The organism is Marinobacter sp. UBA3607 (genome assembly GCF_002375525.1).
Lineage (GTDB): Bacteria > Pseudomonadota > Gammaproteobacteria > Pseudomonadales > Oleiphilaceae > Marinobacter > Marinobacter vinifirmus.
Genome location: NZ_DFLY01000030.1, coordinates 86354 through 107343 on the forward strand (window position 1 = coordinate 86354; position 20990 = coordinate 107343).

Here is a 20990-nt window from a genome sequence, read left to right on the forward strand (position 1 = left end):
TGTTGTCGGTATTTATGGCCAATCCCACTCTGAAACCTGCGTCGATGGATCCCGAAACCAGCCGGATCAAGGTTCCCCCTCATTCGGTAGAGGCAGAACAGGCTGTTCTCGGTGGTTTGATGCTGGATAACCGCCGTTTTGACGAAATCTCCGAAGTTATTTCTGCCTCCGACTTTTACCGGCAGGATCATCGGCTGATCTTCGGTGCGGTGGAACGGCTGGCCAGCGAAAGCGAGCCGCTGGATGTGGTTACCCTGGCCGAGTTCCTGGAGCGGGCCGGCGACATTGAAGATGCCGGCGGCTTGTCGTACCTGGCCGAGTTGGCCGAGAAAACCCCGGGCGCGGCGAATATTCGCGCCTACGCTGATATTGTCCGCGAGCGTTCGATCCTGAGAAAACTGGTGGAAGTTTCCGGCCAGATTTCCGACTCGGCCTTTAACCCGCAGGGTCGCAAAAGCAGCGAGATTCTGGACGAAGCCGAGCGCAGCGTGTTCCAGATTGCAGAATCCCGCAGCAAGGAGGGCTCTGGTCCCAAGGCCATCAACCCGATCCTGGCCACCACGCTGAGCCGTATTGAAGAGTTGTTCGAATCCGGCGAGCAGACCACCGGCCTGACCACCGGTTTCCGGGACCTGGACGACCAGACCTCCGGTATGCAGCCGGCAGACCTGATTATCGTGGCGGGGCGGCCCTCGATGGGTAAGACCACCTTCGCCATGAACATTGTTGAAAACGCACTGATCAGCACCGGTACTCCCATCCTGGTGTTCAGTATGGAAATGCCCGCCGATGCACTGGCCATGCGTATGCTGTCTTCACTGGGCCGGATCGACCAGACCAAGGTACGAAGCGGCAAGCTGGAAGAAGACGACTGGCCGCGGCTGACCTCGGCGGTCAGCCTGCTGAAAGACAAGCCCCTGTACATAGATGACACCCCGGGCCTGAGCCCTACGGAAATGCGTTCCCGTGCGCGCCGTATTGCCCGGGAAAACGGCGGCAAGATCGGCCTGATCATGGTCGACTACCTGCAGCTGATGCGGGTGCCCGGTAACACCGAGGGCCGTACCGCCGAGATCTCGGAAATATCCCGTTCCCTGAAAGGCATTGCCAAGGAACTGAGCTGCCCGGTGGTTGCCCTGTCGCAGCTGAACCGGAGCCTGGAGCAGCGGCCCAACAAGCGACCGGTGAACTCGGACTTGCGGGAATCCGGTGCGATCGAGCAAGACGCCGACGTCATCATGTTTGTATACCGGGACGAGGTGTACAACGAAGACACCCAGGATAAAGGCATTGCCGAGATCATCATCGGTAAGCAGCGGAACGGCCCCATCGGCACCATTCGCCTGGCGTTTATCGGCAAGTACACCAAGTTTGAGGACCTCGCCCACGGGGATTACGGTGACTACGGTGGTGATTACTGATGCCACGCCCCACCGTTGCCCGTATTGACCTTGAGGCGGTCAGGTTCAACTATCGCCTGGCTCAGCAGAAAGCCGGCAATGCCCGGGCCATGGCTGTGGTCAAGGCCGACGGTTATGGCCATGGCATCCAGGCGGTGGCCGGTGCCCTGGACGGGCTGGCCGGGAAATACGCCGTAGCATGCCTTGAAGAAGCGGAAGCCATCCGTCAGGCGGGCCTGCCGCAACCGGTGGTGTTGTTGCAGGGCGTGCACGAAGCGAGAGACCTGGCCCGTTGTGCCGCCATGGACTTCGAGCCGGTGTTGCACTGCCGGCAGCAGCTGGGCTGGCTGTCTGAAGCCTCGGTGCCGAGCTTCTGGCTGAAGGTAAATACCGGTATGAACCGGCTGGGTTTCCGGCCCCGGGAGTTACCGGAGGTGGTGGCCGGCCTGGAGTCCATGGGCGGCCGAGCCCGGTTACAGGGCTTTGTCACCCACTTTGCCTGTGCGGATGACCTGGCCAGTGATTTCACCGGGCAGCAAACCCGCAGCTTTGAAGCGGCTGTCGCGCCCTGGCCGGATCTGATGCGCAGTGTCGGTAACTCGGCGGCCCATTTCCGGCCCAACCAACCCCTCTACGAATGGAGCCGGCCTGGCATCATGCTGTACGGCGCCTCGCCAATGATTGGTAAAACCGGACTGGATCTCGGGCTGAAACCGGCCATGACCCTGGAGGCACCGTTGATCACCACCCGCACCGTGCGTGCCGGTGAAGCCATTGGCTATGGGTGCACCTTTACCGCAGACCGGGACACCCGCATGGGCATGGTGGCGATCGGTTACGGCGACGGCTACCCGCGCCATGCGGGCACGGGAACGCCGGCGGCCATCAATGGCCAGCGCATACGGCTGCTGGGCCGCGTATCCATGGATATGCTGGCGGTGGACCTGGGCAATGCGCCTCAGGCCCGTGAAGGGGACAGGGTGGAGCTTTGGGGCCCGACCGTCAGCGTGGATGAGGTGGCGGAATGTGCCGGCACCATCGGTTATGAGCTACTGACCGGGGTGTCTGCTAGGGTGCCTCGGGTTCATGAATGATCTCCTCGATGAAATCGAGAATCGCCGCCAGGCTACGGTCATCCAGTTTTTTCAGAACCTTGTGAATCACCATCTTGCTGCCTTTGAGCATGCTGCTGATGCCCATCCTGGCCATGCCCATCATCATGCTGCCGGCTTTCAGGCGGCGCAGCGGTTCGATGAAGAAGAAATCCAGCCCGGCTTCGGTCAGCTCGTTGATCAGGTCGTACAGCTGTTCAATAGCCTGCTTGTCGGCCTTGCCGCGGCTTTTCAGCTCGCTTACTGTGTACAGCGCGCGGGTACGGAGTTCATCGGGAATCGGGGCAACAATATGGCTCTGTTGTTTCAGCATAGGGCTTCCTGTTGTTGTATGCTCGCAAGTGAGACTTCAATTAACACCGGCGTTTCAGGTTGCAGGCATAGTGCAGCAACCCTCCGCTCCGGCCATTGGCCTGAGTGGTTTCCGACAGGCGTCATATCAGTGATATTCCGGAGGCGTTGATTCCGCGTGCATGTACTTGTTGTTCACGACTACGGCCCACTGGGGAAAGTGCTCCTGGAGCGCTTGCGCAAAACCCATCTGCGGGTGAGCCCTTTGCTGGTCAGCGACCCGGCCAATGCCGACCTGAAAGCCCTGGAAAGCTGGATTCCGGAAGATGCAGACCTGATTGTGAATGCGCTCTGGCTGGCTGACCCGGAGAAGGCCGAAGCCAACCGGGAAGCGGCCCATGAGGTGGCCTTTTCGCTGCCCCTGTGCCTGGCCGAGCACGCCCGGGACCGAGGCATGGCGCTGCTGCAGTTGTCTTCCTGCTACGTGTTTGACGGTCGCAAACAGGGTGCTTACATAGCGTCTAACCCGGGCCAGCCAATCAACGAGCTGGGCCGCTGGCAGTGGGAGTGTGAACAGGCGCTGCGTACACTGCTGCCCCGGCACATCCTGCTGCGTACCGGTTGGAGCCTGGGCCGCTTTATCCGCAAGCTGTACGAAAGCACGGGGCGCGCAGACACCTTGTCGCTGCCCGGCCGCTGCCAGGGCCAGCCAGTGGCAGTCCAGGACCTTGCCCGGGTGATAAGTGCGATTGTGCTGCAGCTGGATTGCGGTGCCGAAGTCTGGGGCACCTATCAGTATGCCGGTTCCGAAGAGATCAACCTGTACGAGCTGGGGCTGGCGATTGCCGGTATGCCCGGTATTCCGGAAGACATTCGCGTGGTGGACGAACTGCCACAGTGGGGACACCTGGAGCCGGTAAACACCACCATGGTGTGCAGCAAGATCAAGAACACGTTCGGTATCAAGCAGCTGCCCTGGCGCACATGGCTAAACGAAGAGGTTGCCATGATCAAGGGTACGGGTAGTATCGACGAAAAAGCTGAAGAGAAGACCGAGCCGACGGACCTGTAATCCGCCGGCCAGTGATATTCAGAAAGAAGTCAGGGTGGTTACTGACAGCCCTGGCGGGCGAAGTCACGGGTAACCAGCTGCAGGGCTTCTACATCCAGCAGTTCTACTTCACGGCCACGGGCACGGATAATGCCCTGGTTCTGGAAGCGGGTGAACACCCGGCTAACGGTTTCTACTGCCAGGCCCAGGAAGTTGGCAATGTCGTTCCGTGCCATGGGCAGGCTGAAGTTGGTCGGCGACATGCGACGGCGACGGAAGCGGCTGGACAGTGACAGCAGCAGGGCGGCAATGCGCTCTTCTGCGGTGTTCTTGCTCAGCAACATGGCCAACTGGTGGCTGTTCTGGATTTCCTGGCTCAGCAAGTGGTACATATGATGCTGAAGCTCGGGCAGTTTGCCGGTGAGCTCTTCCAGCTTTTCGATCGGGAACTCGCACACACTGGTGCGTTCCAGGGCCTTGGCCGTGCAGGCGTAGGTGTCGCTGCTCATGCTGTCGAGCCCGACCAGCTCGCCAGGCATAAAGAAGCCGGTCACCTGCTCGTCACCGCCTTCGGTAATGATAGAGGTCTTCACCGACCCGCTCTTCACCGCAAAGCAGGACCGCATCGGGGTGCTCTGGTCAAAGATGTGCTCGCCCCGGTTGTAGATTTTGCCCTGCTGGACAATATCTTCGAGCCGCTCGAGATCGTTCTCTTCAACGGCAAGGGGAAGGCAGAGGTTGCTCAGGCTACACTGCTGGCATGAGGCTTTGAGCGGAGATACTTGGTGGAGATGAATTGCCTGGGCCATAGTTGATAAACCATCCGGGTTGATCCAAATCAAGCATAGCAGAATGGTAGCCTGATATGTAAGTGTTGAACAGCGAACGATCTATTCAGCGTTTCTTTCGTTTCCGCTGTTCGGCTTTGATGGCTTTTTCCTTCGCTTCCTGCTCTTCCTTGATACGGGCTTCTGCCAGTTCCTGTTCAACCATGTCAGGTGTTTCCAGAGAAATCTGCCCCAGTGTGCCGGCCCGGAATTCGTTCAGCAACACCTCGGAAACCTTGTGCAGGTCCGGTACGCCGCCGCGGCCCAGGAAGCGCCGCTTTTCCGCAATCGCGTCCATCAGCGCCAACCCGTCCTGTGGCTTCTGGTCGAGGCCGTAGCGGGCCATGACCAGCTCCGGGTAGGCCTGCACCAGGTAGTCGGCTTCGAACATCGCAACATCTTCAAAATCCAGTACCGCGCTGCGGATGGCGCCGGTGACTGCCAGCCGGTAGCCGCACTGCTCCGGTGACAGCTTGGGCCAGAGGAACCCCGGGGTGTCGTACAACAGCACGTTATCCGGCAGCTTGATGGCTTGCTGGGCCCGGGTAACCGCGGGCTCGTTACCGGTCTTGGCGGCAGGGCGACCGGCCAGTGTGTTGATCAGCGTAGACTTGCCCACGTTGGGGATGCCCAGAATCATTACCCGCAGGGCGCTTTTTTCCCGGTTGTGGGTAGGGGTCATTTCCTCCGCCAGCTTGAGGATGCCCAGGGCTTCCTGGCGCTGGTTGTGGGTGAGGGTGATGGCCCGCACTCCGCGTTCTTTTTCAATCCAGGCCAGCCATTGTTCGGTGATTGCCGGGTCAGCCAGGTCTCGCTTGTTCAGCACCTTGATCAGCGGCGTGTCGCCACGCAGCGACGGCACCAGCGGGTTCTCGCTGCTGAACGGGATTCTGGCGTCTACCACCTCGATGATCAGGTCCATCTGGGGCATGACCTGTTTGATCTCCTTGCGAGCCTTGTGCATGTGCCCGGGAAACCAGTTAATCGCCATCGGTGTTGCTCCGCCTGTTGCTGAAAGGCGCCATTATGCAGGGGAATGACTAAACTTTCACATTTATCGGAAGCCCCGTGTTGCCTGGGCTGGCAACGGTTTTTCTGTGTGCTGTGTACAGAAAGACGGGATATCGGGATGAAATCCGGTGTGTGATTGTTTTAGGGTGTGGGGTCTCAAACGTTAAGCCAATAAACGGCGGCTTTGACAGTGGCCGTCTGCGATGGAGAAAATTATGCAGCAAGTTGTGAAATTTATCGGTTCCGCACTGATTGCCCTGAGCCTGTCGGCCACCGCATTCGCCCAGCAGCCCGGCCAGCCGGACCAGGTTGCCCAGCTTGCAGAAATGGTGGGGCTGTCTGACGACCAGCAGAGCGAAATCCGCGGCATTATTGATGACATGCAGGGCGAGATCGGCGAGTTGCGCCAGAGTGCCCAGAACCTGCAACAGAAGCTGCAGGGTGAAATCAAGCCGGACTACAACGAATCCGCCATCCGCGACAACGCCGAAGAGCTGGGTGATGTAACCGGTGAAATTGCCGCGCTTTCCGCACTGATGCAAGCGAAAGTGGATGCCGTTTTCACTGAGGAACAGCGCGCAGAGCTGGACCGCCAGATGCAGGAAATGCAGCGTCAGATGCAGCAACAGCGTCAGATGATGCAGCCGGGCCAGTAAGTTCGCCCGTCGTAATACCGCCCGCGCCTGCCGATGCTGCAGGTGCGGGTTGTTTTCTCTCCGGTTACCCCCTTTGCCATTCCGCCTTTTCCCCGCAACTCCTTCTGCACAAAAGCCTTGACCGGTCTATAAGTTTATTTCACGGTTAGAAGTATTCTGTGTAATCCAAATAATGCATTTGATCCTATACTTTTCGTAATGCTCGAAAGGGCTCGCAAGAAGCCCTGTAAAACTCACTCATAACATGGATGGACTCTATGGCTTCAGATACGAAAGCTATCCGTTCCACTATCCTCGTACCGGTCTTTATTCCGGCCGTTGTTGTTGCGCTGTTGCTGGTGATCGGAACCATCAGCAATCCCGAGCTGGCAGGGGAAGCGTTCAGCGCGACCCTGGCCTGGATTACCGATACCTTCGGCTGGTTCTACATGCTGTCGGTTGCCATCTTCCTGGTCTTTATTGTCTCTGTGGGTGCATCCAAGTGGGGCAATATCAAACTGGGGCCGGATCACGCGGAAGCCCAGTACTCCTTCCCGGAATGGTTTGCCATGCTGTTTTCGGCCGGCTACGGTATCGCGCTGCTGTTCTTTGGCGTGGCCGAACCCGTGCTGCATTACGCCACGCCGCCTGCCGGCGCTGCTGAAACCGTGGATGCGGCCAAGCAGGCCATGCAGATTGCTTTCTTCCACTGGGGCTTTCATATCTGGGCCATCTACGGCCTGGTAGGCCTGGTGCTGGCGTACTTTGCCTTCCGCCATGGTCTGCCGCTGTCTATCCGCTCCGCGCTCTACCCGCTGATTGGCGAGAAGATCTACGGCCCCATCGGCCACGCAGTGGATATCTTCGCCATTCTGGGCACCATGTTCGGTATAGCCACTACGCTGGGGCTGTCGGTTACCCAGATCAACGCAGGCATCAACTATCTCTGGCCGGAAGTCCCCATCAGTACCACGGTGCAGATTATTGCCATTGCGGTGATTACCGCGGCGGCGACCGTGTCGGTGGTGGCAGGTATGGATAAGGGTGTAAAGCGTCTGTCCATTCTCAACATGGTGCTGGCGGTATCCCTGATGCTGTTTGTGTTTGTGGTCGGGCCCACCATCCACATCCTGGAAACCTTCCTGCAGAACACCGGCAGCTACCTGAGCGGTATTGTCGAGCGCACCTTCAACCTGCAGGCCTACACCCGCAGTGACTGGATCGGTAACTGGACGCTGTTCATCTTCGGCTGGACCATCGCCTGGGCGCCTTTCGTGGGCATGTTTATCGCCAAGATCAGCCGCGGCCGTACCATCCGCCAGTTTGTGTTCGGTGTGATGCTGGTGCCGTCGGTGTTCACCTTCCTGTGGTTCTCGGTATTCGGCGACACCGCCCTGAACCTGATCATGAACGAAGGCCTGGATACCCTGATCACGGACGTGCAGGATGACCACGCGGTTGCCCTGTTCAAGCTGTTCGACGTGCTGCCCTGGTCGTTCTTTATTTCCCTGCTGACGGTGTTGCTGATCATCACCTTCTTTGTCACCTCGTCTGACTCAGGCTCGCTGGTGATCGACTCCCTGGCTTCCGGTGGCGTGATCAATACCCCGGCATGGCAGCGGGTGTTCTGGGCCGTGCTGGAAGGTGCGGTTGCAGCGGTGCTGCTGCTGGCAGGCGGGCTGAGTGCCTTGCAGACCATGACCATTGCCAGCGCCTTGCCATTTGCCATCATCATGCTGATTGCCGCCGTTGGTATGTGGCGGGCCCTTGTGATTGAAGGCCACCGTGAAACCAGCCTGCAGGCGCACATGATGAGCAGCCGGCACATGACCGGCTCCCAATGGAAGCATCGCCTGGCGGCGATTGTGGAATTCCCGGGCCAGCACGAAGTGGAAATGTTCATCAAGAACACTGCCATGAATGCCATGCGGGAAGTGGAGCAGGAATTGAAGGCCAAGGGCTGGGATGCAACCGCCGAGTTCGATGCCGAGAATCTGCGTTCGCACCTGCAGGTGCACCGTGAGCACCATGTCGACTTCATCTACGATGTGCGGCTGACCGAGCACCCGATGCCGGGCTTTGTCTACGGCGAGCTCAAGCGTGACCCGGACGAGCCTGAAGCCTATTTTCGGGCAGAAGTCTATCTGCGCCGGGGCGGTCGTTCCTACGATGTGTTCGGCTACGATGAGCATGACATCATCAAGGACATTCTCGACCAGTTCGAGAACTACCTGCACTTCCTCAATATCTCGCCGGGCAAGCTGCCGTGGGATATGAATGAGCATGATGACATGATCAACACCGACGACCCGGAGCCAGGCAAGGCCTGATCCGGTAACTACAAAAACCCCGCCCGAGCCATGCTCCGGCGGGGTTTTTATTATGGGGCAGGGAAAGGCTTGATCAGGACAATCAGCCGGGGCAGCAGGGTCAGGGCGCCGAGCAGGGCCATGAACATGGCGAAGCCGGTGAACAGGCCGAAGTAGATCGTGGGAATAAAGTTCGACAGCACCAGGATCGAGAACCCGGAGATGATGGTCAGCGAGGTAAAGAACATGGCCTGGCCGATGCTGCGATGGCAGCGGTGCATGGTGGCCAGGTAGTCACCGTCTTTGGCGAACTCGGTTTTGAACCGGTGGATGTAATGAATGGTGTCATCCACGGCGATGCCAACGGTAATGGCGGCCACGGTAATGGTCATCATATCCAGCGGAATGCCGAGCCAACCCATCAGGCCCAGCACCGAGCCGGCGGCAATCAGGTTGGGTGCCATGCCGATCAGGGCCAGCTTTACCGAGCGGAACAACAGCAGGAACATGGCCAGGATAGCGCCAAACACGACCCCGATGGTTTTGATCTGCGAATCGAACAGGCTTTGCAGCATGTTGTTGTACATCACCGTCATGCCTGAAAGCAGGATACGGTCTTTGTCGTAACCCAGTTCGGTGGTCAGGTGGCTGCGGATTCTGTCCAGCAGCTCCTGCCGGCGCAGTTCCGGTAAGGTTTCCAGTATGCGGATGCTGAACCGGGCCTGGTCGTGCTCCTCGGAAATATAGGGGGTGAGCAGGATGTCCTGTAAGTCTTCTGGCACGGCAGCCGGTACAAACGCCAGCTGCAGGGCATCCAGCGGTTCACCGCCGTTTACCTGTGCCAGCAGGTCCAGCGTTGTGCTGATCGACAGCACCTTGCCGGTTTCCGGCAGGCTGTGCAGGTAGTCGTGTACCGCGCCCAGGTCCCGCATTTTCTGGTAGGTGTACCAGGTGTCCCGGTATTCCTCGTCGCCGCAATCGTCCAGGAACGGATCGCAGTCGCTGGCAAAGGGATCGTTGCCCGGGTTTTCGGGCGCTGGTTCATCGGTAATCACCACATCCAGCGGGGTCGTGCCGCCCAGCCGGTCGTCGATGGTGATCATGCCCTGGTGAATCTCGGTAGAGGATTTGAAGTAATCGATAAAGCTGTTTTCCACCGTCAGCCGGTTCAGGCCGATCACACACAGCACAGCGATGATTGCCGAGCCGACCAGGACGGTGCCGCCGAAATGCTCGGTAAAGCGGGCAAAGGCATCGGTGAAGGGCACCTTGTTTGACGTTACGCGGTTATCCAGCGGTGGTGGCAGCAGGCTGAGCAGGGCGGGGAAAACCAGGAAGGTGATCAGGAACGCCACGGTAAGGCCGAGGGTCATCATCCAGCCGAAGTCGATCACCGGGCGTATGCCGCTGAAGGTGAGTGAGCCGAAGGCCACGATGGTGGTCACCGCCATGTAAAAACAGGGTTTGACCATGGCCATGATGGTGCGGCGCAGGACATCCCGGGGCGCGGCATCCGGCTCGTCGTGCTGGAATTCCCGGTAGCGCACAATCAGGTGGATGGTGAGCGACAGGGTCATGATCAGCAGCAGCGAAATAAAGTTGGAGGAAATCACGGTGACCGGCCACTGGGCCCAACCCAGAAAACCGATCATCAGCCACACGGTAAAGCCGCAGCACAACAGTGGCACCAGTACCCATCGCCACTGGCGGAAAATAATCGCCAGGGTCAGTAACAGGAAGGCCAGTACGCCCAGGCCAAAGGTGGACAGGTCGCTTTCGATAAAGCGGATCATGTCGGCGACAATCATCGGTACGCCACCCAGGTGGATGCTGGCGTGCTCCCGGTAGTTGTCCAGAATGCTGCGCACCTGCCCAATGGTGGCATCCCGCTCGGCACCCAGCTGTTCGGTGTAGTCGATGAACTGCCGGCTGACCTGTTCCAGTTGCTGCTGGTCTTCGGCACTGGCATTGCCGCTGCTGGCTTTGTCTCGCAGTTCGTTGCGGCGATTCAGCAGTTCAAAATAGCGCTCCGGTGTCGGCAGGTTCACCTGAATGGCGGTGGTACCGGCATCTTCGCTGAGCAGCAGGTTCGGGTACATGGGGTTGTCGAGCAGGGCCTGGCGGGCGGTTTGGGGCGCCACATTGTGTTCGTCCAGGGTTTTGATTTCACTGTCGACGGTATCGAGGGTCAGGTCCGGGCTGTGCAGCAGGGGTACGTTAAGAATGCTGTTGGTAGAGCCGACCGCCTCCAGGGCCTGGAGTTCGTCTCTCAGTGCTGCCAGCCGTTGCAGGCCGGTTTCACTGAACAGGTCTTCCCGGGGGGAATAGGTCACCACCAGGAAGTCGTCAGAGGTAGTGAATATCCGGTTTACCTGCCGGTACTCTTCCAGGGAACGGTCGTTTTCCAGGACCAGGGATTCGGCGGAGGCATCCAGCCGGAACTGATCAAAGCGCAGGGCTGCCAGGGCCAGGATGGCACCGAACAGGATCAGCACAATCCAGGGGTGGGGGAGGATAAAACGGTCGTACAGGGCGCCGAGGCGATTCATGGCTTACTACTCTGCTGAAAAAACGAGTGCAGAGTGTGCCACAAACCCGGGCCGACTGTGACCTCCGGCCCGGGAATCTGTGAACGGATCAGTCGACGGCTTTCACCGGGATCTGCATGGCGTTGGAGGCGGGCACTTCCGGCACGGCCAGCCCGAGGTTGTTCTTGTCGAACACCCGGTCAGCGCGGTAGCTGGAGCGCACCATGGGGCCGGAGGGCACTTCCATAAAGCCCTTTTCGAGGCCGATTTCACGGTAGCGGTTGAACTCTTCCGGAGTCACATAGCGTTCCACCGGCAGGTGGTTCGGGGTGGGGCGCAGGTACTGGCCGATGGTGAGGATGTCTACGCCGATGGCGCGCAGGTCATCCATGGTTTCCAGGATTTCTTCTTCGGTTTCACCCAGGCCGACCATCAGGCTGGTCTTGGTGAGCACGTCTGGCCGGTGTTTCTTGGCGTGGGCCAGGACGCTCAGGGTTTTCTCGTATCCGGCGCGGGGGTCGCGCACACGGCTGGTCAGGCGTTTGACGGTTTCCACGTTCTGGGCGAATACATCCAGGCCGGAATCCACGACTTTTTCCACATCGCTCATCACCGCATCAAAGTCCGGAGTCAGGGCTTCAACGGCCACTTCCGGGGTGCGCTGTTTGATGGCAGATACGCAGGCGGCGTAGTGAGCGGCGCCGCCGTCGTCCAGGTCATCCCGGTCGACCGAGGTCAGTACGATGTAACGCAGGCCCATCAGCTCAACAGACTTGGCGGTGTTCTCCGGCTCTTCCGGGTCCAGCCAGCCTTTCGGGTTGCCGGTATCCACTGCGCAGAATTTGCAGGCGCGGGTGCACACAGAACCCATCACCATGATGGTGGCAGTGCCGTTGGTCCAGCATTCACCGATGTTGGGGCAGTGGGATTCCTGGCACACGGTGCTCAGGCGATGTTCCGAGACGTTGCGGCGCACCGCGTCATAGCGCTCGCCACCGGGCATACGCGCCCGCAGCCATTTCGGCTTGCGCTCCAGGGGCTTGTCTTCCGTGTTTGAAGAGGAACGTTTTACGCCGTCCTTGATGGCGGAAAAGCCGTGTTCGTTACGGAATTTGGAACCACTGGTAATGCGGGACTTTGCGCTGTCGCTCATGGGGCCGGAAACTCTCGGGTCAACGTATGGAGAACCTTAAAGAATAATCCTGAGGCAGGGCAGTTACAAGGCGGGTAGGGGGAATCACGGGGTAACCGGGCACGACATTGGTCGTACCCGGTTGATCAATGTCAGGCCTGGGATTTGTCCAGGGCCTGGGTGATGTCGGAGATGATGTCGTCGGCGTCTTCAATGCCGATGGAGAGCCGCACCAGGTCCTCGCTGACCCCGGCACTTTTCAGCTCGTCAGCGTTGAGCTGGCGGTGGGTAGTGGTGGCCGGGTGGCAAGCCAGGGACTTGGCATCGCCGATGTTCACCAGGCGCAGGATCAGATCCAGGGCGTCGATGAACTTCGCGCCGGCCTCGCGGCCACCCTTGATGCCGAAGCTCAGAATGCCGGAGGCCTTGCCGCCACAGATCTTGTCGCAGGTGGCCTTGTAGGGGCTGTTGGCCAGGCCGGCGTAGTTCACCCACTCAACAGCCGGGTGATCCTGCAGGAACTGGGCAACCTTCTGGGCGTTGTCGCAGTGGCGTTCCATGCGCAGGGCCAGGGTTTCCAGCCCCTGCATGATCAGGAACGAGTTGAACGGCGACAGGGCAGAGCCGGTGTTACGCAGCGGCACTACACGGCAGCGGCCGATGAAGGCAGCTTCGCCCAGGGCTTCGGTGTAAACCACGCCGTGGTAGGACGGGTCCGGCTGGTTCATCATCGGGAATTTGTCGGCGCTGGCTTTCCAGTCGAACTTGCCGGAATCCACTACGATACCCGCCACCGTGGTGCCGTGGCCGCCAATGTACTTGGTCAGGGAGTGGATCACGATGTCCGCGCCGTGTTCGAACGGACGGCACAGGAAGGGCGTCGCTACGGTGTTATCGACAATCAGCGGAATGCCGTGTTTGTGGGCAATTTCGGCCCACTTCTGGATATCCACCACGTTGCCGGCCGGGTTGCCGATAGATTCGCAGAACAGGGCGCGGGTCTGGTCGTCGATGGCGTTCTCGACTGCCTCGAAATCATCGTGGCGCACCATCTTGCACTCGATGCCCTGGTTCGGCAGCGAGTGGGCAAACAGGTTGTAGGTGCCGCCATAAAGTTGACTGGTACTGACAATGTTATTGCCGACCTTGCAGATGGTTTGCAGGGCATAGGTGATGGCGGCCATGCCCGAAGCCACCGCCAGGGCGCCAACGCCGCCTTCCAGCGCAGTCATTCGCTCTTCCAGCACATTGTTGGTCGGGTTCATGATGCGGGTGTAAATGTTGCCCTGAACTTTCAGATCAAACAGATCGGCACCGTGCTGGGTGTCATCAAAGGTGTAGGACGTGGTCTGGTAAATAGGAGTGGTAGCGGCCTTGGTGGTCGGGTCGCTCTTGAAGCCGGCGTGCAGCGCGAGAGTTGCTGGTTTCATCACAACATTCCTTGCGGGTGGATTGTTCATTATTGGTTTGAGGCACCGAGTATGCCACAGGCAATGGAACCCTCGCACAGTTTCAAACGTTATAGGCGTATAAGAAGTATATGGTTTAATGAAAATTCACTGACCCTGATAAGGAAATGCCATGAAACTGACCGTGATTCGTTCTGCCGTGATTGCCTCCAGCCTGTTGCTGGCAGGGGGTCTGGTATCTGCTCCGGTGTATGCCCAGGCTGGCGGTAACAACGCCCAGCAAGGTGAGCAAATGATGCAAAAGGGCAAGGCCAAGGCGGAAGAAGCCAGAAACAAGGGCCAGCAGAAAGCTGAAGAAAAACGCGCCAAGAAACAGGAAGAAATGACCCGCGAGCGCAACAAGGACGAAGCTGAGCGTGCACGCGAGCGCGCAAAGGATATGGAAGAGCGTGGCCGTGATGAAGCGGAGCGCACCCGTGAGCAGGCCAAGGATCGCGCCGAAGCAGAAAAAGACCAGGCTGAGCGCATGCGCGAAATGCAGCAAAAACAGGAAGAGCAGGCCCGTGAACGCGCTCAGGACCAGAAAGAGCGCATGAAGGATCAGGGGCAGGGAGAATCCAATCGGGATAACACGAACCGCAAGGCTGATCCGGCCAGCAAAGGTAGCGAGCAAGGCCAGGCCAAGAAGCAGGAAAAGTCCAAGGCCTGGTGGAATTTCTGGGGCGAATAATTCCCCCTGCGTTTACGAAAAAGCCCGCAATTGCGGGCTTTTTCAGTTCAGGGCTCCGTACACCAGTGCCCGGAGGTCCTGGCGGATGGGGTAGGAGGAAGATGGCATCAGCTGGGTCATGAAGATCACCACCATGTCTTCCACAGGATCCACAAAGAAGCTGGTGCTGGCCAGTCCGCCCCAGCCGAATTCGCCTTCCGAGCCGATGGTGGCAGAACTGGCAACATCGGTTTTCACCGAAAAGCCCAGCCCGAACCCGCTGCCGGCATAGGGTGTTTCGCTGAAGCCGCCAATAGAAAGCCCCGGCAGGTCCTTGCCGCCAGGTAGGTGGTTCAGGCGCATGAATTCCAGGGTTTTGCGCCCGATGATGCGCTGGCCCTGATACTCGCCGCCCTGGCAGAGGGCCTGGGCGAAGCGGAAATAGTCATCAATGGTGGAGACCAGCCCACCGCCGCCGGACAGGAACTTGGGCTGCTTCAGATAACGGGAGCGCTCCGGGTCGTCCTGCAGCTTCATGGTGTCGCCGGGTTGGTACAGGTAGCAGGCAGCGAAACGTTCCTGCTGGTCCTGCCGGACCTGAAAGCCGGTGTCGGCCATGCCCAGTGGTTCGAAAATGTGCTCACGGAAATACGCATCCAGTGGCTTGCCGGATAACAGCTCAACCAGGTAACCCAGTACATCGGTGGATACGGAATAGTTCCACGCGGTGCCCGGTGAGAACTCCAGTGGCAGTTCTGCAAGGCGATCCACCAGCTTGTCCAGGGTCAGGATCGAACTGCCATCCAGTTTCAGCTGGCGATAGGCGGCATCGACTTCTGTTCGCTCGGTGAAACCGTAGGTCAGCCCGGAGGTGTGAGTCATCAGGTCCCGGATGGTCATGGTGGTGGTTGCCGGTTCGGTTTCGAAATCCGGGTAGCGGCCACCCTTGTACACCTGAAGGTTTCGCCAGGAGGGAATGTACTTGTGTACCGGGTCGTTCAGCAGAAATTTGCCTTGCTCATACAGCTGCATCATGGCGATGGAGGTGATGGGCTTGGTCATGGAGTAGATGCGGAACACTGTATCCCGTTCCATGGGCAGGTTGCGTTCGACATCTCTCAGGCCCTGGGCTTCACACCAGAGAACCTTGCCATGCCGGGCCACCAGCGTGACCGCCCCCGGAATCTTGCCGGGTTGAATGTAGTTCTCGTCGAAGTGGCGGGTAATACGCTTCAGGCGATCCAGGGAAACGCCGGAGGTGATTGATTCCTGCATGGCAGCGGGCAGCCTTTTGTTCGGTTTAACGGATCTGGTTGGTAGATGCCGGGCCGGCATCGTTATCGGGAAACACGGTATCGTAGCACCAGGTAAACACAAAGGCGTAAACCAGGTAAAACACCACAAAGGCGATATCTACGATCAGCGCATCCAGCAGGCCGATGTCGAGCCACCAGGCGATCACTGGCAGGAATGCCAGCATTAGCCCGAACTCGAAACTGATGGCATGCAGGAATCGCAGCTTGAGGGTTTTCCGGGTAGTGCCGGTGAACCGCTTCAGGCCGTGATCAAACATCAGGTTGAAGATATAGTTCCACAGGGTGGCCATGGTGGCGCCGATGGCGGCAAGTACACCGGTTTCCCCAAGATCCAGGCCAAAGACAAAGGCGGCCAGGGGAGTTGATATGAGCAGGCCGATCACTTCAAAGGAAATGGCCTGGCGGATTCGGTCTTTTGTGGTTCGCATGGTGTTGGGAGTAGCGTAGGCGGGTCGTCCCGCGTTCTGTTCCCGGGAAGGGTGGGGTCGTCCCCAGAACTGAAAAAGCCCGGTTCTTTCGAACCGGGCTTTCAGAATACTGGTAGCAAGGGGCGGAGTCGAACCGCCGACCCCAGCATTATGAGTGCTGTGCTCTAACCAACTGAGCTACCTTGCCATTTCGCTTCAGGGTATGCCCCAAACGAGGCGCGTATTTTCGGTATTTGGGCTCGGGGTGTCAAGGCCTTGAGCCCAAAATTCCGGAAAAATTACACGTTAAAGCGGAAGTGGATAACGTCGCCGTCTTTGACGATGTATTCCTTGCCTTCCAGGCGCCATTTGCCGGCATCCTTGGCGCCGGCTTCGCCGTTGTATTGTACGAAATCGTCATAGCCGATAACTTCGGCGCGGATGAAGCCCCGCTCGAAATCGGTGTGGATAACTGCGGCGGCCTGGGGAGCGGTGGCGCCGATTTTTACGGTCCAGGCGCGGACTTCCTTAACCCCGGCGGTGAAGTAGGTCTGCAGGCCCAGCAGGCCGTAGCCGGCGCGGATGACGCGATCCAGGCCCGGCTCTTCCATGCCCATTTCATCCAGGAACATGGATTTCTCTTCGTCTTCCAGTTCCGAGATTTCTGCTTCCAGTTTGTTGCAGATAGGCACGACTACCGCATTTTCAGACTCGGCGATTTTGCGCACAGTGTCCAGGTGCGGGTTGTTCTCGAAGCCGTCTTCGTTCACGTTGGCGATGTACATGGTGGGCTTGACGGTAAGCAGGCACAGTTCACGGATCAGTGCCATCTGGTCTTTGTCCAGGCCCATGCCGCGAACGGGTTTGCCTTCGTTCAGCACCGGCAGCAGCTTTTCAAACATCTCCAGCTGGGCCTTGGCTTCCTTGTCGCCGCTCTTGGCGACGCGTTGTACTCGCTTGATCGCTTTCTCGACGGTGTCGAGGTCGGCCAGTGCCAGTTCGGTGTTGATCACTTCGATGTCCGAGGCCGGGTCTACCTTGTTGGCGACGTGAATCACGTTGCCGTCTTCAAAGCAGCGCACCACGTGGGCGATGGCGTCGGTCTGGCGGATGTTGGCCAGGAACTGGTTGCCCAGGCCTTCACCCTTGGATGCACCGGCAACCAGGCCGGCGATGTCCACGAATTCCATGGTGGTGGGAACCACGCGCTCAGGCTTTACGATTTCCGCCAGCTTGGTCAGGCGGGGGTCCGGCATGGCCACCACGCCGGCGTTCGGCTCGATGGTGCAGAAGGGGAAGTTTTCCGCGCCGATGCCGGCTTTGGTCAGTGCGTTGAACAGGGTGGATTTGCCGACGTTGGGAAGGCCGACGATGCCGCAGTTAAATCCCATGGAATGCCTCTGCTGGAACTGAAAAATTTGGGCGGATTATACCGGTGTATCGGTAAGGGTGCGAGTAAGGGGTTGTGCCCCTGCTCAGGGAGCCGGTTTGAAGCTGTGCAGGCGGTTCATGGCCGCGGCCAGTTTTCCGCTGGCAGCATCGGGCAGTACCCGCATCACTTCGTCGAAGACGGCATGGAGCTGCTCGGTTTCTTGCTTGCCCAGGCGGCCCAGTACGTAACCGGTTACCTTGCGGCTGTCGCCGGGGTGGCCGATGCCAAGGCGTAAACGCTGGAAGTCGTTGGTGCTCAGGTGGGCAATGGTGTCCCGAAGACCGTTGTGGCCGCCGTGACCGCCGCCTTTCTTGAGCTTGGCCGTGCCGGGAGGCAGGTCGAGTTCATCGTGGGCGACAAGAATCTGTTCGGGGGGAATCTTGAAAAAGTCCGCCAGGGCTTTGATTGCGGTGCCGCTGCGGTTCATAAAGGTGCTGGGGTTCAGCAAGTGCAGGTCGAGGCCCTGCCACTGAATGCGGGCATACAGCCCGTGGTACTTCTTTTCGGGGCGCAGCGTCTGGCCCGCATCGCGGGCCAGCGCTTCGACGAACAGGGCGCCGGCGTTGTGGCGGGTATTCTCGTAGTCGGCACCGGGGTTCCCCAGTCCAACCACCATGACAATATCCTGTGCCATTCGCCTTTGCCCCCGGAGTGATTACTCCTCGCCGCCTTCCTCGCCTTCGGCTTCCTCGGCGTCGTCCGCCTTGGCACCCTTCGGCTTGTGGATAGAGGCAACCGGCTGGTCGTGGTCTTCGCCCTGCAGCAGGGCAGCAACCTGAACGCCCTTCGGCAGTTTCAGATCGCTCAGGTGAACAACCTGGTCCATCTCTACTTCGTTCAGGTCTACTTCGATGAACTCGGGCAGGTTCTGCGGCAGACAGATAACTTCAACTTCAGTCATAGTGTGGGAAACAACACCACCCTGCAGTTTCACGGCCGGAGCAACATCTTCGTTGATGAAGTGCAGCGGTACGTTAACGTGGATCTCGTGATCCTTGTCAACGCGCAGGAAGTCGGCGTGGGTCAGCAGCAGCTTGTACGGGTGACGCTGCAGATCCTTCAGGATCACGCTTTCTTTCTTGCCCTGAATGTCGATAGTCAGGATGTGAGAGAAGAAGGCTTCGTTTTCGAGGGCCTTTTTCAGCTCGTTGTGCCAGATGGCTACCGGAGTTGCGTCTTTGCCGCCACCGTAGATGATGGCCGGGATTTTACGCTCTTCGCGACGCAGGCGGCGGCTCGCACCTCTCCCCTGATCGTCACGAGGAAATGCTTCAATTACGAATTCCTGGGACATGGTATGTACCTCGTTATTCATCTGAACGGCCCGCGACCAGGCTTGGAACAGATGAGTTCTCTGAAAGGCCAGTTATCTGGCCTACTAAAAGAGTCGGGAGCCCAGCTGGACTCCCGACCCGAAAACTGCCTTTAAGTCTGAGTGTTACGGAGATTTGCCGGCTCAGACGTTCTCAAACATGGCACTGATGGACTCTTCGTTGCTCACACGACGAATGGATTCGGCGAGCAGCCCAGCCATGCTGAGGGGGCGGATTCTATCACAATTTTTTGCTTTGTCACCCAGCGGGATGGTGTCACATACCACCAGTTCGTCCAGCTCCGAGTTGCTAATGTTCTCGATAGCCGGGCCGGAAAGTACCGGGTGGGTAATGTAGGCAACCACGCGGGAAGCGCCGTGCTCTTTCAGGGCATTGGCGGCTTTGCACAGGGTGCCGGCAGTATCGACAATGTCGTCTACCAGGATGCAGGTCTTGTCTCGTACATCACCGATGATGTGCATCACCTGGGATACGTTGGCCTTGGGGCGACGCTTGTCGATGATGGCCAGGTCGGCATCATCCAGGCGCTTGGCCACGGCGCGGGCGCGGACAACGCCGCCGACGTCCGGAGAGACAACCACAAAGTTTTCGAAACGCTGCTTCTCGATGTCTTCGAGCAGAACCGGCGTGGCATAGATATTGTCTACCGGGATGTCGAAGAAGCCCTGAATCTGGTCTGCGTGCAGGTCTACAGTCAGTACACGATCCACGCCGATGCTGGAGATCATGTCGGCTACTACCTTGGCGCTGATGGCAACCCGGGTAGAGCGAACGCGACGGTCCTGACGGGCGTATCCGTAATAGGGGATAACGGCGGTGATCCGTGTGGCGGAAGCGCGGCGCAGGGCGTCGGCCATCACGATCAGTTCCATCAGGTTGTCGTTGGTCGGGTAGCAGGTGGGCTGGATGATAAAGACATCGTGGCCGCGCACATTTTCGTTGATCTCAACGGTGGTTTCACCATCGCTGAAACGACCAACAGTGGCCTGACCCATGGGAATATGAAGTTTCTTGGCAATATCCTGAGCGAGTTCAGGATTGGCGTTGCCGGCGAAGATCATCAATTTGGACACGACAGTATCCTTCTCAGTATCGGCGTTTGATTCAGAAGAAGCGGGAGAAAGGTGGCTGGGGTGGCAGGATTCGAACCTGCGCATGACGGGATCAAAACCCGTTGCCTTACCACTTGGCGACACCCCAATATCATCGTGCTTTCTTGGCATCATTTCAGCTCTGTTAGCTTTTGGTGTAGAGGCGAAATGTTCACCCCTTTAGCTACGAACCCCGTGATGCCGGAGGGTTTGCTTTCCCAGATAATCCGGGCTGCGGATTCTGTAGGGAAACGTCCAAAAATGCAAGCCCCGGTTCCGGTTAATCTTGCAGGTCCGAATTGTGAAAGCCATTCCAGGCTCTGGTTAACCTTCGGATACAGTTTGCGAACTACATCCTCACAGTCGTTTCGGTACCTCGAGGCGTCTCCCTCAAAAGCGGGGCGTATTTTGATTTTTGGTGTGTCCCTTGTCAACCCTTGTTCTGAAAAAATCTTTCCGGTGTTTATTTCGCACTCAGGTTTCAGGACAACAAACCAGTCTTCCGGCGGGTTTACGGGGGTCAGTTTTTCGCCGACACCCTCGCCAAAGGCGGCGTGGCCGCGCACAAATACCGGTACGTCGGCGCCCAGGCCAAGGCCGATTTCTGCCAGCTGGTCTTCATTCAGGTGCAGCTGCCACAGGTGGTTCATGGCCAGCAGGGTGGTTGCGGCATTGGAGCTGCCGCCACCCAGACCGCCGCCCATGGGCAGGCGTTTGTGCAGGTGAATGGTTACGCCGGGCAGGGGGGCTTTGCTGAGTTCTGCCAGTGCCAGGGCGGCCCGCACCACCAGGTTGTCGCTGTCGGGCACGCCGGGAATCGGGTCAGCCAGGCGCACACCGGGTTCATCCGGGGTCAGGGTAAAGCTGAGCTCGTCCCCGTAGTCGAGAAACTGGAACAGGGTCTGCAGCTCGTGATAGCCGTCAGGCCGGCGGCCGACAATGTGCAGGAACAGGTTGAGCTTGGCGGGCGAGGGCAGGGTCAGGTCGGCCACAGGT

At 58.8% G+C, this 20990-nt stretch carries 19 protein-coding genes and 2 tRNA genes; 6 read left to right on the forward strand and 15 right to left on the reverse strand.

Going from position 1 to position 20990, the window contains the following annotated elements; genetic code table 11:
- Window positions 1-14 precede the first annotated feature (14 nt).
- Entirely contained in the window at window positions 15-1421 is a 1407-nt protein-coding gene (gene dnaB / locus B2589_RS11335) for a replicative DNA helicase (protein ID WP_036218876.1), read from the forward strand.
- Window positions 1421-2494, forward strand: coding sequence for an alanine racemase (gene alr, locus B2589_RS11340; protein ID WP_286816637.1), 1074 nt, complete (start codon window positions 1421-1423; stop codon window positions 2492-2494). Before dnaB ends, alr begins: the two co-directional genes overlap by 1 nt.
- Here alr and B2589_RS11345 read toward each other — a convergent pair.
- The gene (locus B2589_RS11345) at window positions 2469-2825 is read right to left on the reverse strand and encodes a hypothetical protein (RefSeq protein ID WP_022987832.1); all 357 of its coding nucleotides are present in this window, start codon (window positions 2823-2825) and stop codon (window positions 2469-2471) included. The two genes, alr and B2589_RS11345, sit on opposite strands and share 26 nt — an antisense overlap.
- Window positions 2826-2981: 156 nt before the next feature.
- On the opposite strand from B2589_RS11345, the gene B2589_RS11350 reads away from it, so the two are divergent.
- Entirely contained in the window at window positions 2982-3875 is an 894-nt protein-coding gene (locus B2589_RS11350; protein WP_286816638.1) for an SDR family oxidoreductase, read from the forward strand.
- 38 nt (window positions 3876-3913) lie between these two features.
- Here the strand turns inward: B2589_RS11350 and fnr are convergent, their stop codons facing one another.
- A complete protein-coding gene (fnr, locus tag B2589_RS11355) occupies window positions 3914-4663 on the reverse strand; it encodes a fumarate/nitrate reduction transcriptional regulator Fnr (protein ID WP_022987830.1) in 750 nt (249 codons plus the stop codon).
- Window positions 4664-4748: 85 nt separating this feature from the next.
- On the reverse strand, window positions 4749-5672 hold the full coding sequence (gene ylqF / locus B2589_RS11360) for a ribosome biogenesis GTPase YlqF (RefSeq protein WP_286816639.1): 924 nt from the start codon (window positions 5670-5672) through the stop codon (window positions 4749-4751).
- Between the two features lie 235 nt (window positions 5673-5907).
- On the opposite strand from ylqF, the gene B2589_RS11365 reads away from it, so the two are divergent.
- The gene (locus B2589_RS11365; protein ID WP_227508219.1) at window positions 5908-6348 is read left to right on the forward strand and encodes a Spy/CpxP family protein refolding chaperone; all 441 of its coding nucleotides are present in this window, start codon (window positions 5908-5910) and stop codon (window positions 6346-6348) included.
- Between the two features lie 257 nt (window positions 6349-6605).
- The gene (locus tag B2589_RS11370; protein ID WP_286816640.1) at window positions 6606-8657 is read left to right on the forward strand and encodes a BCCT family transporter; all 2052 of its coding nucleotides are present in this window, start codon (window positions 6606-6608) and stop codon (window positions 8655-8657) included.
- Between the two features lie 50 nt (window positions 8658-8707).
- On the opposite strand, the gene B2589_RS11375 is transcribed toward B2589_RS11370, so the two are convergent.
- The 3 genes from B2589_RS11375 to B2589_RS11385 form a co-directional block, all read right to left on the reverse strand.
- Complete coding sequence (locus B2589_RS11375) at window positions 8708-11185, reverse strand: efflux RND transporter permease subunit (protein ID WP_286816641.1); 2478 nt, start codon at window positions 11183-11185, stop codon at window positions 8708-8710.
- Window positions 11186-11273: 88 nt separating this feature from the next.
- Window positions 11274-12317 (reverse strand): lipoyl synthase, encoded by a 1044-nt coding sequence (gene lipA / locus B2589_RS11380; protein WP_199456223.1) that lies wholly within the window; start codon window positions 12315-12317, stop codon window positions 11274-11276.
- Between the two features lie 131 nt (window positions 12318-12448).
- Window positions 12449-13726 (reverse strand): O-acetylhomoserine aminocarboxypropyltransferase/cysteine synthase family protein, encoded by a 1278-nt coding sequence (locus tag B2589_RS11385; protein ID WP_286816642.1) that lies wholly within the window; start codon window positions 13724-13726, stop codon window positions 12449-12451.
- Between the two features lie 151 nt (window positions 13727-13877).
- Between B2589_RS11385 and B2589_RS11390 the strand changes: the two genes are divergently transcribed.
- Window positions 13878-14435, forward strand: coding sequence for a hypothetical protein (locus tag B2589_RS11390; protein ID WP_286816643.1), 558 nt, complete (start codon window positions 13878-13880; stop codon window positions 14433-14435).
- Between the two features lie 42 nt (window positions 14436-14477).
- On the opposite strand, the gene B2589_RS11395 is transcribed toward B2589_RS11390, so the two are convergent.
- The 9 genes from B2589_RS11395 to ispE form a co-directional block, all read right to left on the reverse strand.
- Window positions 14478-15689, reverse strand: a complete 1212-nt coding sequence (locus B2589_RS11395) for a serine hydrolase domain-containing protein (RefSeq protein ID WP_286816644.1) — start codon at window positions 15687-15689, stop codon at window positions 14478-14480.
- A 25-nt stretch (window positions 15690-15714) separates the two neighbouring features.
- Window positions 15715-16158 (reverse strand): PACE efflux transporter, encoded by a 444-nt coding sequence (locus B2589_RS11400; RefSeq protein WP_094624621.1) that lies wholly within the window; start codon window positions 16156-16158, stop codon window positions 15715-15717.
- 110 nt (window positions 16159-16268) lie between these two features.
- Window positions 16269-16345, reverse strand: a tRNA-Met gene (locus B2589_RS11405).
- Window positions 16346-16436: 91 nt separating this feature from the next.
- A complete protein-coding gene (ychF, locus tag B2589_RS11410; RefSeq protein WP_022987812.1) occupies window positions 16437-17528 on the reverse strand; it encodes a redox-regulated ATPase YchF in 1092 nt (363 codons plus the stop codon).
- Window positions 17529-17612: 84 nt separating this feature from the next.
- Window positions 17613-18203 carry an aminoacyl-tRNA hydrolase gene (gene pth / locus B2589_RS11415; RefSeq protein WP_286816645.1) on the reverse strand — a complete coding sequence of 197 codons (591 nt, stop codon included), beginning with the start codon at window positions 18201-18203 and terminating at the stop codon, window positions 17613-17615.
- Window positions 18204-18224: 21 nt separating this feature from the next.
- The gene (locus tag B2589_RS11420; RefSeq protein WP_058340356.1) at window positions 18225-18863 is read right to left on the reverse strand and encodes a 50S ribosomal protein L25/general stress protein Ctc; all 639 of its coding nucleotides are present in this window, start codon (window positions 18861-18863) and stop codon (window positions 18225-18227) included.
- Window positions 18864-19025: 162 nt separating this feature from the next.
- Entirely contained in the window at window positions 19026-19976 is a 951-nt protein-coding gene (locus B2589_RS11425; protein WP_058340355.1) for a ribose-phosphate diphosphokinase, read from the reverse strand.
- A gap of 52 nt (window positions 19977-20028) precedes the next feature.
- Window positions 20029-20103 (reverse strand) — tRNA-Gln (locus tag B2589_RS11430).
- A 22-nt stretch (window positions 20104-20125) separates the two neighbouring features.
- Entirely contained in the window at window positions 20126-20986 is an 861-nt protein-coding gene (gene ispE / locus B2589_RS11435) for a 4-(cytidine 5'-diphospho)-2-C-methyl-D-erythritol kinase (protein WP_286816646.1), read from the reverse strand.
- Window positions 20987-20990 lie beyond the last annotated feature (4 nt).